General features: G+C 56.9%; 26 protein-coding genes. All 26 read right to left on the bottom strand.

From position 1 onward, the window contains the following. Positions 1–8: 8 nt before the first annotated feature. The 26 genes from AURMO_RS01005 to tuf all read right to left on the bottom strand — a co-directional run bounded on the left by AURMO_RS01005 (position 9) and on the right by tuf (position 16183). Positions 9–596 carry an adenylate kinase gene (locus tag AURMO_RS01005; RefSeq protein ID WP_204163627.1) on the bottom strand — a complete coding sequence of 196 codons (588 nt, stop codon included), beginning with the start codon at positions 594–596 and terminating at the stop codon, positions 9–11. Beyond that, positions 596–1918 (bottom strand): preprotein translocase subunit SecY, encoded by a 1323-nt coding sequence (gene secY, locus AURMO_RS01000; protein ID WP_110232736.1) that lies wholly within the window; start codon positions 1916–1918, stop codon positions 596–598. The genes AURMO_RS01005 and secY overlap by 1 nt, the downstream gene beginning before the upstream one ends. 87 nt (positions 1919–2005) lie before the next feature. Next, a complete protein-coding gene (rplO, locus tag AURMO_RS00995) occupies positions 2006–2725 on the bottom strand; it encodes a 50S ribosomal protein L15 (protein WP_110232735.1) in 720 nt (239 codons plus the stop codon). Then, a complete protein-coding gene (gene rpmD, locus AURMO_RS00990; protein WP_096382516.1) occupies positions 2725–2910 on the bottom strand; it encodes a 50S ribosomal protein L30 in 186 nt (61 codons plus the stop codon). Before rpmD ends, rplO begins: the two co-directional genes overlap by 1 nt. Further along, positions 2910–3590 (bottom strand): 30S ribosomal protein S5, encoded by a 681-nt coding sequence (gene rpsE / locus AURMO_RS00985; protein WP_420807773.1) that lies wholly within the window; start codon positions 3588–3590, stop codon positions 2910–2912. Before rpsE ends, rpmD begins: the two co-directional genes overlap by 1 nt. Next, entirely contained in the window at positions 3587–3958 is a 372-nt protein-coding gene (gene rplR, locus AURMO_RS00980) for a 50S ribosomal protein L18 (RefSeq protein WP_110232734.1), read from the bottom strand. The genes rpsE and rplR overlap by 4 nt, the downstream gene beginning before the upstream one ends. A 2-nt stretch (positions 3959–3960) precedes the next feature. Next, on the bottom strand, positions 3961–4497 hold the full coding sequence (gene rplF, locus AURMO_RS00975) for a 50S ribosomal protein L6 (RefSeq protein ID WP_110232733.1): 537 nt from the start codon (positions 4495–4497) through the stop codon (positions 3961–3963). A 6-nt stretch (positions 4498–4503) separates the two neighbouring features. Beyond that, a complete protein-coding gene (gene rpsH / locus AURMO_RS00970; protein ID WP_110232732.1) occupies positions 4504–4902 on the bottom strand; it encodes a 30S ribosomal protein S8 in 399 nt (132 codons plus the stop codon). Positions 4903–4963: 61 nt separating this feature from the next. After that, positions 4964–5551, bottom strand: a complete 588-nt coding sequence (gene rplE, locus AURMO_RS00965; RefSeq protein ID WP_110232731.1) for a 50S ribosomal protein L5 — start codon at positions 5549–5551, stop codon at positions 4964–4966. After that, positions 5551–5910, bottom strand: a complete 360-nt coding sequence (gene rplX / locus AURMO_RS00960) for a 50S ribosomal protein L24 (protein WP_110232730.1) — start codon at positions 5908–5910, stop codon at positions 5551–5553. The genes rplE and rplX overlap by 1 nt, the downstream gene beginning before the upstream one ends. 2 nt (positions 5911–5912) lie before the next feature. After that, positions 5913–6281 (bottom strand): 50S ribosomal protein L14, encoded by a 369-nt coding sequence (rplN, locus tag AURMO_RS00955; RefSeq protein ID WP_110232729.1) that lies wholly within the window; start codon positions 6279–6281, stop codon positions 5913–5915. A 31-nt stretch (positions 6282–6312) separates the two neighbouring features. Next, complete coding sequence (rpsQ, locus tag AURMO_RS00950; protein ID WP_096382535.1) at positions 6313–6609, bottom strand: 30S ribosomal protein S17; 297 nt, start codon at positions 6607–6609, stop codon at positions 6313–6315. Next, positions 6609–6911, bottom strand: a complete 303-nt coding sequence (gene rpmC / locus AURMO_RS00945; RefSeq protein ID WP_110232728.1) for a 50S ribosomal protein L29 — start codon at positions 6909–6911, stop codon at positions 6609–6611. Before rpmC ends, rpsQ begins: the two co-directional genes overlap by 1 nt. Continuing rightward, on the bottom strand, positions 6911–7330 hold the full coding sequence (gene rplP, locus AURMO_RS00940) for a 50S ribosomal protein L16 (protein WP_096382539.1): 420 nt from the start codon (positions 7328–7330) through the stop codon (positions 6911–6913). Before rplP ends, rpmC begins: the two co-directional genes overlap by 1 nt. A 2-nt stretch (positions 7331–7332) precedes the next feature. Continuing rightward, complete coding sequence (gene rpsC / locus AURMO_RS00935; RefSeq protein WP_110232727.1) at positions 7333–8088, bottom strand: 30S ribosomal protein S3; 756 nt, start codon at positions 8086–8088, stop codon at positions 7333–7335. Then, positions 8088–8483 (bottom strand): 50S ribosomal protein L22, encoded by a 396-nt coding sequence (gene rplV, locus AURMO_RS00930; RefSeq protein ID WP_110232726.1) that lies wholly within the window; start codon positions 8481–8483, stop codon positions 8088–8090. Before rplV ends, rpsC begins: the two co-directional genes overlap by 1 nt. A gap of 26 nt (positions 8484–8509) precedes the next feature. Next, a complete protein-coding gene (gene rpsS, locus AURMO_RS00925; protein WP_096382546.1) occupies positions 8510–8791 on the bottom strand; it encodes a 30S ribosomal protein S19 in 282 nt (93 codons plus the stop codon). A gap of 15 nt (positions 8792–8806) precedes the next feature. Beyond that, on the bottom strand, positions 8807–9643 hold the full coding sequence (gene rplB, locus AURMO_RS00920; protein WP_110232725.1) for a 50S ribosomal protein L2: 837 nt from the start codon (positions 9641–9643) through the stop codon (positions 8807–8809). A 25-nt stretch (positions 9644–9668) separates the two neighbouring features. Continuing rightward, positions 9669–9974 carry a 50S ribosomal protein L23 gene (gene rplW / locus AURMO_RS00915; RefSeq protein ID WP_110232724.1) on the bottom strand — a complete coding sequence of 102 codons (306 nt, stop codon included), beginning with the start codon at positions 9972–9974 and terminating at the stop codon, positions 9669–9671. Then, complete coding sequence (gene rplD, locus AURMO_RS00910; RefSeq protein WP_110232723.1) at positions 9974–10621, bottom strand: 50S ribosomal protein L4; 648 nt, start codon at positions 10619–10621, stop codon at positions 9974–9976. The genes rplW and rplD overlap by 1 nt, the downstream gene beginning before the upstream one ends. 3 nt (positions 10622–10624) lie before the next feature. Continuing rightward, complete coding sequence (gene rplC, locus AURMO_RS00905; protein WP_110232722.1) at positions 10625–11281, bottom strand: 50S ribosomal protein L3; 657 nt, start codon at positions 11279–11281, stop codon at positions 10625–10627. A gap of 8 nt (positions 11282–11289) precedes the next feature. Then, the gene (gene rpsJ, locus AURMO_RS00900) at positions 11290–11598 is read right to left on the bottom strand and encodes a 30S ribosomal protein S10 (RefSeq protein WP_030147986.1); all 309 of its coding nucleotides are present in this window, start codon (positions 11596–11598) and stop codon (positions 11290–11292) included. Positions 11599–11960: 362 nt separating this feature from the next. Continuing rightward, positions 11961–13628 (bottom strand): SulP family inorganic anion transporter, encoded by a 1668-nt coding sequence (locus AURMO_RS00895; RefSeq protein ID WP_110232721.1) that lies wholly within the window; start codon positions 13626–13628, stop codon positions 11961–11963. A gap of 65 nt (positions 13629–13693) precedes the next feature. Continuing rightward, on the bottom strand, positions 13694–14599 hold the full coding sequence (locus tag AURMO_RS00890) for a cytochrome b/b6 domain-containing protein (protein ID WP_204163626.1): 906 nt from the start codon (positions 14597–14599) through the stop codon (positions 13694–13696). A gap of 24 nt (positions 14600–14623) precedes the next feature. Next, the gene (locus AURMO_RS00885) at positions 14624–14905 is read right to left on the bottom strand and encodes a hypothetical protein (protein ID WP_162532623.1); all 282 of its coding nucleotides are present in this window, start codon (positions 14903–14905) and stop codon (positions 14624–14626) included. An 84-nt stretch (positions 14906–14989) separates the two neighbouring features. Further along, complete coding sequence (tuf, locus tag AURMO_RS00880; RefSeq protein WP_110232718.1) at positions 14990–16183, bottom strand: elongation factor Tu; 1194 nt, start codon at positions 16181–16183, stop codon at positions 14990–14992. Positions 16184–16251 lie beyond the last annotated feature (68 nt).

The raw sequence follows: 16251 nt of genomic DNA, 5'->3' as shown, positions 1-16251 counted from the left end.
AAACAGGCTTAGGCCTGAATGCCCTTGTCTGCCAAAGCAGCAACGATACGAGCTGTAACTTCCTCCACAGCACCAAGACCATCCACGGTGACCACAAGGTCACGAGCAGAGTAGGTGTTGATGAGTGGAGCAGTCTGCTCTTCATAGACAGACATGCGGTGACGGATGACCTCTTCGGTGTCGTCAGCGCGGCCTTCGATCTCAGCACGCTTGAGCAGTCGACCCACGACAACGTCGGTGTCTGCCGTGATCAAGACAACAGCGTCGAGAGCCTTGCCATCTGCGGAGAGCATGCGGTCAAGTTCGTTCACCTGGTCGATGGTGCGAGGGTAGCCATCGAGCAAGAATCCGGAGACAGCATCTGCTTCGTGCAGACGATCTTCGACAATGGCGTTAGTGAGCGAGTCAGGAACATACTCACCGCGAGCCAAGATCGACTTCACTTCGAGCCCCAGAGGAGTTTCGTTCTTCACGTTTGCACGGAAGATGTCTCCGGTGGAGATGGCGGGGATGGAGTACGTGTCAGCCAGAATGGCGGCTTGCGTACCCTTGCCTGCGCCGGGAGGACCGATAAGAAGCAGGCGAGTTCCCGTCATTAGCGTAAGAGCCCTTCGTAGTGCCGCTGCTGCAGCTGAGAATCAATCTGCTTAACAGTCTCTAGCCCCACACCCACAACAATCAAAATTGAGGTTCCGCCAAACGGGAAGTGGGTGTTGGCGCCAGCGAGGGCAAGAACGATCAGAGGCAGGATTGCAATGATTCCCAAGTAGATCGAACCTGGCAGGGTGATACGAGTGAGGACGTAGTCCAAGTACTCCGCAGTGGGGCGACCGGCACGAATACCGGGGATAAATCCGCCGTACTTCTTCATGTTGTCAGCTACCTCTTCAGGGTTGAAGGTAATAGCGACGTAGAAGTAGGTGAAGCCCACGATCAGCAGGAAGAACAAGATCATGTACGAAGGCTGGTCGCTCTTGACCAGGTAGGTCGAAACCCAGGTAACCCACTCAGCAGGCTGCTGGCCAGCAGCAGGCTGGTTGAACTGCGCAATTAATGCGGGGAGGTACAAAAGCGAGGACGCGAATATCACGGGGACCACACCGGCCATGTTGACCTTGATGGGGATGTAGGTGTTGTTACCACCGTAGGTACGACGACCCACCACGCGCTTGGCGTACTGAACCGGAATACGACGCTGGGACTGTTCCACGAACACAACTGCGACGATGACCAGAAGGCCCATGGCAAGAACGATGAGCAGGGTGTTGAGGCCACGTGCTGCGTAAACGTTTCCGAGAGAGCGAGGGAAGCCAGCTGCAATCGAGGTGAAGATCAGCAACGACATTCCGTTACCGATTCCCTTCTCGGTGATGAGCTCTGCCATCCACATGATCAGACCAGTACCTGCGGTCATGGTGATAACCATGAGCAAGATGGCGTACCAAGCGTCGTTGGTGAGCAGCTGAGTACATTCAGGAGTGGAGTTCGTTCCGAAGAGTGCACCCGAGCGAGCAACAGTAATCAGAGTGGTGGACTGCAGAACACCGAGTGCAATAGTGAGGTAGCGGGTGTACTGGGTCAGCTTGGACTGGCCAGCCTGACCTTCCTTGTGCAGAGTCTCAAAGTGAGGGATGACCACGCGCAGCAGCTGCACGATGATCGAAGCGGTGATGTAGGGCATGATGCCGAGAGCAAAGATGCTCAGCTGGAGCAGTGCGCCACCGGAGAACAGGTTGACGAGCTCATACAGACCAGAGGTGTTCTGGTTCGCGTTCAAACATGCCTGCACGTTACCGAAGTCAACGTAGGGGCTGGGGATGAACGATCCCAAGCGGAAGAGGGCGATGATGCCCAGCGCGAAGCCAATCTTGCGGCGCAAATCTGGAGTACGGAAAATACGTACTACTGCACTAATCACACATGACTCCTGTAAATCTTGGTGTAACGCGCACTGGCTCCCCCGAAGGGGAGCCAGCAACGCTACGTTTGCGCAACCAGCGAGTGGTTACTTGATTGAACCACCTGCGGCGACGATCTTCTGCTCTGCTGAGCTCGAGACCTTGTCTACTGCAATGTTCAGCTTAACAGCGATGTCGCCGTTACCGAGAACCTTGACCTTCTCGTTCTTGCGAACAGCACCCTTGGCGACGAGGTCAGCAATAGTGACATCTCCACCGTTGGGGTACAGCTCAGCGAGAGCATCGAGGTTAACAACCTGGTACTCAACGCGGAAGGGGTTCTTGAAGCCGCGCAGCTTGGGGGTACGCATGTGCAGAGGCATCTGCCCACCCTCGAAGCCGATCTTGACCTGGTAACGAGCCTTTGTACCCTTGGTACCACGACCCGCAGTCTTACCCTTAGAACCTTCACCACGGCCTACGCGGGTCTTTGCCTTCTTCGCACCAGGTGCGGGACGAAGGTGGTGGACCTTGAGGACCTGTTCGCGAGATTCAACTTCAGTCTTCTTAGCAACAGACTTTGCAGCCTTTGCCTTGGGAGCTTCGGTCTTTTCAGCAGCAGGCTTAGCTGCAGCCTTGGGAGCAGCAGCCTTCTCAGTAGCGGGCTTTGCAGCAGCGGCCTTGGGTGCTGCAGCCTTTGCTGCAGGAGCCTTAGCGGCAGCGGCCTTAGGAGCAGCAGCCTTGGCAGCAGGTGCCTTAGCAGCGGCAGCCTTGGGGGCAGCAGCCTTCGCAGGAGCCTTAGCGGCGTCCTTCTTCTCTTCAGCCATTAGTCAATCTCCTCGACCTTGACGAGGTGAGCCACGGTGCGAACGTATCCGCGAGTTACGGGGCTGTCCTCTTTGACGACGATGTCGCCAATGCGCTTCAGACCCAGGCTGCGAAGTGTGTCGCGCTGGTTCTGCTTTTCGCTAATTACGGACTTGATCTGGGTAACCTTCAGACGAGCGGCCATTAGGCACCTGCCTTTGCAGCCTCAGCTTCTGCGCGCACGAGGCGAGCAGGAGCAACCTGGTCAAAGTCCAGGCCACGACGTGCGGCAACTGCGCGAGGCTCTTCGAGCTGCTTCAGTGCTTCCACGGTGGCGTGAACGATGTTGATGGTGTTCGACGAACCGAGAGACTTGCTCAGAACGTCGTGGATGCCTGCGCACTCGAGTACGGCACGCACTGGACCACCGGCGATAACACCGGTACCAGCAGCAGCGGGACGGAGAAGTACGACACCGGCAGCAGCCTCGCCCTGGACGGGGTGAGGAATGGTGCTACCCGAGCGAGGAACGCGGAAGAAAGCCTTCTTAGCTTCTTCAACACCCTTCGAAATCGCGAGAGGTACTTCCTTAGCCTTGCCGTAACCGACGCCGACCATACCGTTACCGTCACCAACGACGACGAGTGCGGTGAAGCTAAAGCGACGACCACCCTTGACGACCTTGGATACACGGTTGATGGTGACGACGCGCTCGAGGAACTGGCTCTTCTCAGCGTCGCGGTCGCGGTTGCGATCCTTGTTGGGGTTGCGCTCACGGCCACCACGGCGAGCCTCACGAGGCTCGTTAGCGGTGTCTGCGACTACAGACTCCACAGCTGCTGCATCTGCAACAACTTCAGTTTCGTTAACAGTGTTCTCGCTCACAGGCTCAATCCACCCTCTCGGGCTCCATCGGCGATCGCGGCAACGCGACCGGCGTACTTGTTTCCACCGCGGTCGAAGACCACAGCTTCAATTCCGACCTTCTTTGCGCGCTCAGCGACGAGTTCGCCAACCTTGCGTGCCTTAGCGGTCTTGTCGCCAGCGAACGTGCGCATGTCGGACTCGAGGGTCGATGCCGAAGCAACGGTGACACCCTGTGAGTCGTCTACGAGCTGAACGAATACGTGACGAGCGGAACGGGTAACGACCAAACGTGGGCGTACAGCAGTTCCTTCGATCTTCTTGCGAAGACGTGCGTGACGGCGGTCGCGTGCGGCCGACTTGGACTTTCCTCGGGTTCCGAGTGCCATGGCTACTTACCAGCCTTTCCAGCCTTGCGGCGAACGATCTCGCCTGCGTAACGCACACCCTTGCCCTTGTAAGGCTCTGGCTTGCGCAGCTTACGAATGTTGGCAGCAACTTCACCGACAGCTTGCTTGTCGATTCCGCTCACAACGAGCTTGTTGTTGCCCTCAACGGTGAAGGTGATGCCTGCAGGAGGCTCCACGGTGATGGGGTGCGAGTAGCCGAGTGCGAACTCAACGCCTGCGCCCTTCGAAGCAACACGGTAACCGGTACCGACAACTTCGAGACCCTTTTCGTAGCCCTGGGTTACGCCAACAATCTGGTTAGCGATGAGGGTACGGGTCAGACCGTGCAGCGAACGCGAGTTGCGCTCGTCATCGGGGCGGCTAACTACTACCTGGTTCTCCTCAATCACAGCGGTGATTGGAGCAGAAATGGTGAGCTTCAGTTCGCCCTTAGGACCCTTAGTGGTAACGTCCTGACCTTCAATGGTCACGGTTACACCACCAGGGATGTCAATAGGAAGACGACCAATACGTGACATTCTCGGTTACCACACGTAGGCGAGGACTTCCCCACCTACGCCCTTCTTCTCAGCCTGACGGTCAGTAAGAAGACCGCTAGAGGTGGACAGAATGGCGATACCGAGGCCACCGAGGACCTTGGGGATTTCAGTCGACTTTGCGTATACGCGAAGACCAGGCTTCGATACGCGCTTGATGCCGACGATAGAAGCGTGACGGTCTGCGCTGTACTTGAGGTTCAGCGTCAGGGTCTTGCCGACGCGTGCGTCTGCAACTTCCCAGCTCGCGATGTAACCCTCAGACTTGAGGATTTCAGCAATACCCGTCTTGAGCTTGCTGTTCGGCATGGACACGGTGTCGTGGTGTGCCGAGTTCGCGTTGCGCAGTCTGGTCAGCATATCTGCGACCGGATCTGTCATTGTCATGTGTTTATCCTTTTTTCACCAGGTTTCGCAGCCCGTTACACGGGCGTGCGACCTGTGGTGCTTAGTTGGTAGAGGTCTCTACCGACTTGAAGGGGAAGCCCAATGCCTTCAGCAATGCGCGACCCTGGTCGTCGTTCTTGGCAGTAGTCACAACAGTGATGTCCATACCGCGAGGACGGTCGATCTTGTCCTGGTTGATCTCGTGGAACATTGTCTGCTCGGTGAGACCAAAGGTGTAGTTACCGTTTCCGTCGAACTGGCGGTCAGAAAGACCACGGAAGTCGCGGATACGAGGTAGGGCCAGTGCCAAGAGGCGGTCCAGGAACTCCCACATGCGGTCGCCACGAAGAGTGACGTGTGCGCCAATGGGCTGTCCTTCACGCAGCTTGAACTGTGCAATCGACTTGCGAGCCTTCGTAACAGAAGGCTTCTGGCCAGTGATAGCGGTGAGGTCAGCGACAGCGAAGTCGATGAGCTTGCCATCCTTGGCTGCTTCACCAACACCCATGTTCACCACGATCTTGGTGAGGGTTGGGATCTCGTGAACGTTCTTCAGGCCGAGTTCAGTGGCGAGAGCCTTCTGAATTTCGTCCTTGTACTTTCCCTTGAGACGTGGCTGGATTTTGCCAGCAACTGCGGTGTTCGTCATTACAGGTCCTTACCTGACTTCTTGGCGTAACGAACGCGAACAGTCTTGCTCACGCCGTTCTTGGTGACAGTCTCAACGCGGTAACCAACGCGAGTTGGCTTCTTGGTCGAGGGGTCAACAATGGCCACGTTGGAAATGTGGATCGGAGCCTCAACGGTCTCGATACCACCGGTCTTTGCACCACGGTCGGTCTGGCCGACGCGAGTGTGCTTGGTGATGTAGTTGACACCCTCAACGATGACGCGGTTGCGCTCGGTGAGAACCTCAATTACCTTGCCCTGCTTGCCACGGTCTCCGCCGCGAGCCTGGGTGCGACCAGTGATGACCTGAACCAGGTCACCCTTCTTGATGTTCGCCATGACTAGATAACCTCCGGTGCCAATGAAACGATCTTCATGAACTTCTTGTCGCGGAGTTCGCGACCGACAGGACCGAAGATACGAGTACCGCGTGGCTCGCCATCCGTCTTGAGGATGACAGCTGCGTTCTCGTCGAACTTGATGTAGGAACCGTCGGGACGACGGGTCGACTTAACGGTACGAACGATGACTGCCTTGACGACGTCACCCTTCTTTACGTTTCCGCCGGGGATTGCGTCCTTGACGGTTGCAACGATGACGTCACCGAGACCGGCGTAACGACGACCGGAACCACCGAGAACGCGAATCGTGAGCAGCTCCTTGGCGCCGGTGTTGTCGGCAACCTTGACGCGTGATTCTTGCTGAAGCACTTCTAACTCCTTTTACGAAGTAGGCGAGGGCCTACTTAGCCTTCTCGACGATTTCGACCAGGCGCCAGCGCTTGGAAGCGCTGAGCGGACGGGTCTCGCTGATAACAACCAGGTCACCGATGCCGGCGGTGTTCAGCTCATCGTGAGCCTTAACCTTCGAGCTGCGGCGAATAACCTTGCCGTAGAGAGGGTGCTTAACGCGGTCCTCAACCTCGACAACGATGGTCTTGTCCATCTTGTCGCTGGTTACGTAACCACGACGAACCTTGCGGTAACCGCGAACGATTGCCTCAGTCTCTTCGGCCTTCTTAGCCTTTGCGGTAGCCATTATTCGGTCTCCTCCGCGGTCTCGGCCTTGACGGCCTTGGTCTTCTTCTCAGCCTTTGCTGGAGCAGCTGCTGCAGCAGGCGTTGCACGAATACCGAGCTCGCGCTCACGGAGAACCGTGTAGATGCGTGCGATATCGCGCTTGACAGCACGGAGACGTCCGTGGCTCTCGAGCTGGCCGGTAGCCGACTGGAAGCGCAGGTTGAACAGCTCTTCCTTCGCCTTACGGAGCTCTTCTACGAGACGCTCGTTGTCAAAGGTGTCTAGGTCGTTGGAACCGAGTTCCTTGGATCCGATAGCCATTATGCGTCACCCTCCTCGCGCTTGATGATGCGTGCCTTGAGGGGCAGCTTGTGGATTGCACGAGTCATTGCTTCACGAGCAATGGTCTCGTTGACACCGCTGAGCTCGAAGAGCACGCGGCCTGGCTTGACGTTAGCTACCCACCACTCTGGTGAACCCTTACCGGAACCCATGCGGGTTTCAGCTGGCTTCTTGGTCAGAGGACGGTCAGGGTAGATGTTGATCCAAACCTTTCCACCACGCTTGATGTGACGGGTCATCGCGATACGAGCGGACTCGATCTGACGGTTCGTCACATATGCGGGGGTCAGAGCCTGGATACCGAACTCACCGAACGACACCTTGGTACCACCAGTTGCCTGGCCGGAACGGCCGGGGTGGTGCTGCTTACGGTGCTTTACTCGACGTGGAATCAACATGGTTATGCCTCAACTCCTGCTGCAACCGGAGCCTTCTCGCCCTGTGGGGCGCGACGGGGACGGTCGCTACGCTCGGGACGGACACTCTTCTGGTTAGCCTGCTCGCGAGCAAGTTCCTTGTTAGTGATGTCGCCCTTGTAAATCCATACCTTCACACCAATGCGGCCGAAGGTGGTCTTGGCCTCGTAGAAGCCGTAGTCGATGTTCGCGCGGAGGGTGTGCAGTGGCACACGACCTTCACGGTAGAACTCGGAGCGGCTCATTTCAGCGCCACCCAGACGACCGGACACCTGGATACGAATACCCTTGGCGCCAGCGCGCTGAGCGCCCTGAAGGCCCTTACGCATTGCGCGACGGAAAGCCACACGACCTGCAAGCTGCTCAGCAATACCCTGAGCTACCAGCTGAGCCTCAGCCTCGGGGTTCTTCACCTCGAGGATGTTGAGCTGGATCTGCTTACCAGTGAGCTTTTCGAGGTCAGCGCGGATGCGCTCAGCCTCGGCGCCACGGCGACCGATCACAATGCCGGGGCGGGCAGTGTGAATGTCTACGCGGACGCGGTCACGGGTGCGCTCGATCTCGATGCGTGCAACACCTGCACGGTCGAGGGTCTCGCTCAGCATGCGACGGATCTTGACATCCTCAGTCACGAAGTCGGCGTAACGCTGACCCTTCTTCGTGCTGTCGGAGAACCAACGTGACACGTGGTCAGTGGTGATTCCCAGACGGAAGCCGTAGGGGTTTACTTTCTGGCCCATTACTTGGCCTCCTTCTTCGCAGCCTTGCCAGCAACCACGAGTTCATCGGGGGTAGCAAGTACGACAGTGATGTGGCTGGTGCGCTTCAAGATCTTGAATGCGCGACCCTGTGCACGGGGACGGAAACGCTTCAGGGTTGCTCCCTCGTCGACAAAAGCCTCTGAGACGAACAGGTCCTGCTCGTCAAGGAATGCGTTTGCAGCATCTGCCTTGACACGAGCGTTAGCGATTGCCGAAGCAACAAGCTTGTATACGGGCTCGGAAGCGGTCTGAGGTGCGAACTTCAGAATCGCGAGAGCTTCGTGAGCCTGCTTTCCACGGATCAGGTTAACAACGCGTCGAGCCTTCATAGGGGTAACGCGGATGTGACGCACGCGTGCGACTGACTCCACCATTTCTATTCCTCCTATCGTCACCGCGGTTAGCGGCGACGGCCCTTCTTGTCGTCCTTCACGTGACCGCGGAAGGTACGAGTCGGTGCAAATTCACCGAGCTTGTGACCGACCATGGTTTCGGTAACGAACACAGGAATGTGCTTGCGACCGTCGTGAACTGCAATCGTGTGACCGAGCATCGCGGGGATGATCATCGATCGACGCGACCAGGTCTTGATTACGTTCTTTGTGTTGGCCTCGTTCTGGCGAACAACCTTGCGGAGCAGGTGTTCGTCAACGAAGGGGCCCTTCTTAAGACTGCGTGGCATCTTCTGTAACTCCTACTAGCGCTTCTTGCCGACGGTACGACGGCGAACGATGAGCTTGTCGCTTTCCTGGTTAGGACGGCGTGTACGGCCTTCCTTCTGACCCCAGGGGCTGACAGGGTGACGACCACCGGAGGTCTTACCCTCACCACCACCGTGTGGGTGGTCGACTGGGTTCATAGCAACACCACGAACGGTTGGGCGGACGCCCTTCCAACGCATGCGGCCAGCCTTACCCCAGTTGATGTTCGACTGCTCGGCGTTACCGACTTCACCAATGGTGGCGCGGCAACGAGCATCAACGTTGCGAATTTCACCCGAAGGCAGGCGAAGCTGCGCGTAGGGGCCGTCCTTAGCAACGAGACGAACAGATGCACCAGCGGAACGTGCCATCTTTGCTCCGCCACCGGGCTTGAGCTCGATCGCGTGGATGACGGTACCGGTGGGGATGTTCTTCAAAGGCAGGTTGTTACCTGGCTTGATGTCAGCGCTTGCGCCCGACTCAACGAAGTCACCCTGGTTCAGCTTGTTGGGAGCCAAGATGTAGCGCTTGGTGCCATCAACGAAGTGAAGCAGTGCAATACGTGCGGTGCGGTTGGGGTCGTACTCAATGTGAGCGACCTTGGCCAATACGCCGTCCTTGTCGTTACGACGGAAGTCGATAACGCGGTACTGGCGCTTGTGGCCACCACCGATGTGACGGGTAGTGATACGACCCTGGTTGTTACGGCCACCAGTCTTGGACAGGGGGCGCAGCAACGACTTTTCAGGAGTCGAACGAGTGATTTCAGCGAAGTCCGCAACGCTCGAGCCACGACGGCCCGGGGTTGTGGGCTTGTACTTACGAATAGCCATGATTAATCCTCTTTATCCGTTCCGCTTAGCCAACGGCCGTAAAGATGTCGATGGAACCGGACTTCAGAGTGACAATGGCGCGCTTGGTGTCCTTGCGCTTGCCCTGGCCAAACTTGGTACGGCGGGTCTTGCCCTGACGGTTCAGGGTGTTGATCGAAGCAACCTCAACCGAGAAGATCTTCTCGATAGCGAGCTTGATTTCGGTCTTGTTCGAGCGAGGGTCTACGAGGAAGGTGTACTTACCTTCGTCGATCAGGCCGTAGCTCTTTTCCGAAACGACCGGAGCGATGATGACATCGCGAGGGTCCTTGTTCCACACGTCGAGAGTCATTACTTGACCTCATCCTTCTTCTTGCTGTTCACGAAGGAGGTGATTGCTTCCTGAGTGAACACGATGTCGTCAGAGACGAGCACGTCGTAAGCGTTCAGCTGGTCTGAGTTCAGAACGTGAACGTTAGGCAGGTTGCGAACGCTCTTGAGCGAAAGCTCATCGTTGCGCTCAAGAACGATGAGTACGTTCTTGCTCTTCGCGATGGTGTTCAAGAAGTCAGATGCAACCTTGGTCGAAGGTGCGTTCTCACCGAATGCGGTCACGGCGTGGAGACGTCCACCACGTGCGCGGTCAGAGAGAGCACCGAGCAGAGCTGCAGCAATCATCTTCTTGGGGGTGCGCTGTGCATAGCTGCGTGGGGTTGGTCCGTGGACGATTCCACCACCAGTCATGTGAGGAGCACGGATCGAACCCTGACGAGCGCGACCGGTTCCCTTCTGCTTGAAAGGCTTGCGACCTGCACCAGAAACTTCGCCGCGGCTCTTGACCTTGTGCGTACCCTGACGGGCAGCAGCAAGCTGAGCTACAACAACCTGGTGGATCAGTGGGACGTTAACGGTGACGTCAAAGAGTTCAGCAGGAAGCTCTACAGAGCCAGCCTTCTTGCCCTTGAGGTCAACGACGTCGAGAGTGGTAACGGTAGCCATGGACTACGCCCCCTTCACTGCGTTGCGAACGAATACGAGGCGGCCACGTGCACCGGGAACAGCGCCCTTGACGAGCAAGAGGCCCTTCTCTGCGTCTACTGCGTGAACCTTGAGGTTGAGCACGGTAACGCGCTCTCCACCCATACGACCGGCCATGCGCATGCCCTTGAAGACGCGGCTGGGGGTCGAAGAAGCACCGATAGAACCGGGCTTACGGTGGTTACGGTGTGCACCGTGAGATGCGGAAACACCCTTGAAGTTGTGACGCTTCATAACACCGGCGAAGCCCTTACCCTTGCTCGTACCCATGACGTCGACCTTCTGGCCGGCTTCGAAGGTGGAGTCAACGGTGAGCTCCTGGCCAACGCTGTATGAACCAGCGTCAGGGGTGCGAACCTCAGTGACGTGACGGCGAGGCGTGACGCCTGCCTTGTCAAAGTGACCGGTCGCAGGCTTGTTTACCTTGCGAGGGTCAATAGCGCCGCCAGCGATCTGGATAGCTTCGTAGCCGTCCTTCTCAACGGTGCGCAGCTGAGTAACCACGTTGGGGGTGATTTCGATAACGGTAACGGGAACAAGCTTGTTGTTCTCGTCCCATACCTGAGTCATGCCCAGCTTCTTGCCGAGCAGACCCTTAACAGTCTTAGTTGGATTTGCCATGGTGACCTCTACAGCTTGATCTCGATGTTGACATCAGCAGGAAGGTCAAGACGCATGAGCGAGTCAACAGCCTTGGGCGTGGGGTCGACGATGTCGATCAAACGCTTGTGGGTGCGCATCTCAAAGTGCTCGCGGCTGTCCTTGTACTTGTGAGGAGAACGGATTACACAAACCACGTTCTTCTCGGTAGGAAGGGGCACAGGGCCGACAACAGTTGCACCCGCACGGGTTACAGTGTCAACAATCTTGCGCGCCGAGGAGTCAATGACCTCGTGGTCATATGACTTAAGTCGAATGCGGATCTTTTGTCCCGCCATGTGACTCTCTCTTTCATTCAGAGCGTCTTACAGCCTCGGAGCTGCATTGGACGCTTCGCGTTAAAACGCTGGCACTCTACTTTTAGGTGTCGCACCACTGTTTACATGTCAATGTGCTTAGGCTCTCGTCCCGCGCGAACGCGGCACAGTCTGGGTTACCCCAGGCTCAACGGAGAGCTTTGGCGATGTCCTCTACCTGCGGCCTAACGTGATCGGAATGATTCCGTCGTTATGCACTGCCAGGGTAGTGATTTCTGCACAAAGGCAGAAAATGTCGAACTTGAAGAGTCTGCCACACAATACAACCGGAGTGCAACCCGGGCGTGTCGAGGAGTTTGCCCAGCAAACACGCCACAGTTGCCTCAGCTAAAGAAGGGTCTGGGCAGACCTTCCGCCGTTGCAGCATCTTCGCGTGTTATATGCGAGCGTGCGTGGGCTACCGCGAGCTCTAAATTATCAAACAAGTGGTTGGGGTGGCGCAGCTCTCCCAATACGCCCGCACGGGTAATGAGCTCCCGGTGTTGCTCGGGAATCCCCTTGATAATGGCAGTTTTGCCGTCACGCTCCAGCTGCATCACGATCTCCGCCAGAATCTGCGCGCCAGTGGCATCCAGGAATTGCACGCCCGAGAGCTGAATAATCACCACGGTGACATCTGGATGGGTGGTGACTTCTTCATGAATCTTGTCGGCCACCCCAAAGTAGAGCGCACCCTCAATGCGGAACAGTGCAATACGCTCATCCCCCGAAGCCGCAGGACCTGGTAATTCAACCTGGTGAACCTTGCCGCGCATGATCAGTGCACGGATAGAGAAGAGCACCGTCACCACAATGCCAACTACGACTGCCTCAATCAGATCGAGAGCAACGGTAATCACCGCGGTGGCAATAAATATCGTGGCGTCATGCTTGGTGCTGCGCAGAATCTTCCACGCTGCCTTGCTCGGAACCATCCGCACGGCCGTCACCATGAGCACTCCGGCGAGCGCAGCGAGAGGAATCCGGGAGACGGGACCTGTAGCCAAATAGACCACACCCAACAAGACTGCGGCGTGAACTATCGAGGCCACCCTGGTCTTTCCCCCCGAGCGCACGTTCACTGCAGTGCGAGCAATAGCACCGGTGGCAGGCATGCCACCAAACAGAGCGGACCCGACGGAAGCCAGTCCTTGACCGAGCAGTTCACGATCAGGGTTGAACACTCCTGTGTTGGCCATGCTGGCCGCCACGCGTGCTGAAAGCAAAGACTCAATAGCTGCGAGAGCGGCAACAGCGAATGCGGGAACAACCAACTCCCCTAGGTTGACGCCGGCAAAGTCTGGAAGCGATGGCAGTCCCAGTGAGCTGGGCAGTTCCCCAATGCGAACCAGAGGAGATCCGGTCAGCTCAGCAACCAGAGTGATCACGATGATGCCAATGATGGAACCGGGAACAACGGGGATGAACTTCGGTGTGACCACCATGATCAGCGCAACAATGAGCACCGCACCCAGAGACCACAGTGCCAAGTCCACATTCGCGGCCACGATGGCACTGATTCCAGAGAGCACCGCATTGGTCGACTCCACGAACTCAGGAGAACCGACAGATGCCGGTATCTGCTGAACGAAGATGATGACGGCAATACCCAGAGTGAAGCCTTCAATAACTGGCCAGGGAATAAAGGACACCGAGCGCCCCAGCCGGAACAAACCCAACAGCAACACAATGACCCCTGCCATCAGGCCAACAATCACGACCGAGGCAACACCATGAGTTGCCACAATCGGGGCCAGCACGACAACCATCGCACCTGTGGGACCGGAGACCTGCACATTAGATCCACCAAAGACGGCGGCAATAAACCCGGCAACCACAGCGGTAATGAGGCCAGCCTCAGCACCCACACCTGAGCTCACACCAAAAGCAAGGGCAAGGGGTAATGCCACGATGCCGACGGTGAGGCCGGCGAGAAGGTCAGACTTCCAAGTTCTAGGTAGGGCGGAATAGTCTGCTCGGCTTGGGAGCAGTGACTTCAGCGTCGCCCACATGAAACCAAGGCTATTCCTGCCTGTCACAATTCCCTGCACATGAGCTTCCGCTCACGGGGAAGGGTTTAACCCTGGACTTTTCCAGACAAGCGAGCAATCGGCTTCAAGATGCTGGGCTTAGCCAGTAACCAGCCCACCACCATGACAACAACAGCCAAGCCAAAGATCCCGGCGCCCAACCAGGACGTTCCGTCATTGGCCGCAAACATCATGTTGAGGTTCCGCAGAGCACCGGTGGTGAAGACCAAGGTGACGTGGGCCACGATGAAGATGAAGAAGTAGAACAAAACCAACACATGCAGCTTGCGGGCAAGGTCTTCAGGAAAGACACGGTGCAACCAGCCCTGCTTGGGCCAGATGGGTGACAATCGAAGACCGGTCTTGATAGCAATTGGTGCCGCGATGAACACCGTGACGAAGTAGGCGAGAACCTGCAGGCTGTTGTAGTTCACCCAGGCGTTCTCCATGGGCCACCTCAGCGACGCATACTGCAGAGCTGCCGAGGCGGCGTTGGGGAAGATGTCCCAGGAGGTAGGAACGATACGCATCCACTGACCCGTGGCAAACAACAACACCATGAACACGATGCCGTTGAGCACCCACAGGAAATCTAGGCACAGGTGGAACCAGTGATAGATGCCCATGCGCTGAGCAGGGCCGGTGTATTTCAAAAAGCCTTCATCGTTTCGAGTCCAGAAAGCGGGGGGACGCTCCTTAGAGCGAATAATCCAACCGGTGCGAATGATGAGCAGCAGGAAGAACATGTTGAGGAAGTGTTGCCAGCCAAGCCATGCAGGCAAGCCAACAGGAGCTCCCTCTGGGAGCGCGGTGGTTCCTCGATAGTACGAAATGAAGACGGCAACCTCAGGAATAGTCCTGGACCACTGAGCAATCAAGATGATCACGGTAAGCGAGATAAGGGCCACGGCACTCCAGCCGGCAACCTGTTTCCGCTTCACACTCACACTCACAAATCTACCGGGCAGAGCCAGGAGTTATTTCGACTCTGGCGGGAGGGTGATGACAATGCGGTTCTCATCGAATGGTTTGTCATCAGCTGACGGCATGGGAGCTCTCGCCTCTGCCTGTTCTTCAGCAACGATTCGAGACTCACGAGCGCTGGGGTGAAAGAGCTCGTCCATGACAGCGAAGGCACCTGCTGCTCCGCCAGAAGGGCGCCTACCTGTCTTCTTGAAGCGGCGCTGGGCGGGATAGGAGACCACGAAGATCACCAGGACAATGGCCCCGACCCACATCAACAGCTCCGACAAACTCATGATGCAACGCTACCAAGTCGCGAGTTTTTGGGCATAAGAAAAGGGGCCGAGCTTTCGCTCGGCCCCTCTATCGAGTAATCGAAATTACTTGATGATCTTGGTTACGGTACCAGCACCTACGGTACGACCACCCTCACGGATAGCGAAGCCGAGGCCCTCTTCCATGGCGATGGGCTGAATCAGCTCAACGGTCATGTCAGTGGTGTCACCAGGCATAACCATTTCCTTGCCCTCAGGCAAGGTGATAACGCCGGTCACGTCAGTGGTACGGAAGTAGAACTGAGGGCGGTAGTTTCCGAAGAATGGGTTGTGACGTCCACCCTCATCCTTGGAAAGGATGTAGGCAGTTCCTTCGAAGTTGGTGTGAGGAGTAACGGAACCAGGCTTTACAACAACCTGTCCACGCTCAACCTCTTCACGCTTGGTACCGCGAAGAAGAAGACCACAGTTCTCGCCAGCCCATGCTTCGTCGAGCTGCTTGTGGAACATCTCGATACCGGTAACGGTGGTCTTCTGAGTGGGACGGATACCAACGATCTCAACTTCAGAGTTGATGAGGAGGGTACCGCGCTCGGCGCGACCAGTTACAACGGTTCCACGACCGGTGATGGTGAAGACGTCCTCAACGGGCATGAGGAATGGCTTGTCCTTGTCGCGTACTGGGTCTGGTACGGAGCTGTCAACAGCTTCCATCAGGTCCAGGATCGACTGGGTCCACTTTGCGTCACCCTCGAGAGCCTTGAGGCCGGATACGCGAACAACAGGAGCGTTGTCGCCATCGAAGCCCTGGCTGGAGAGGAGTTCACGAACCTCGAGCTCAACGAGCTCAAGGATTTCTTCGTCGTCAACCATGTCGGACTTGTTCAGAGCAACGAGGAGGTAAGGAACACCAACCTGCTTTGCGAGCAGAACGTGCTCGCGAGTCTGAGCCATAGGACCGTCGGTAGCAGCAACCACGAGGATTGCGCCATCCATCTGAGCAGCACCGGTAATCATGTTCTTGATGTAGTCGGCGTGGCCAGGTGCGTCAACGTGTGCGTAGTGACGCTTGGGGGTCTCGTACTCAACGTGCGAGATGTTGATGGTAATACCGCGCTGACGCTCTTCAGGAGCAGAGTCGATCGACGCGAAGTCGCGCTGAACGTTGGTTGCGGATGGGTAGGTGTCAGCGAGAACCTTGGAGATTGCTGCGGTAAGAGTGGTCTTACCGTGGTCAACGTGACCAATGGTTCCGATGTTTACGTGAGGCTTGTTGCGCTCGAATTTGGCCTTAGCCACGGGGTCCTCCTAGGACATTCGAGTAGCTTCCGGTTGGAAACTACAGGGTTTGGATTATTTTACTGAAC

The sequence above is a fragment of the Aurantimicrobium photophilum genome (genome assembly GCF_003194085.1).
Lineage (GTDB): Bacteria > Actinomycetota > Actinomycetes > Actinomycetales > Microbacteriaceae > Aurantimicrobium > Aurantimicrobium photophilum.
The sequence above is the reverse complement of the archived record's forward strand: the minus strand, read 5'-3'. Positions and strand labels throughout refer to the sequence as shown.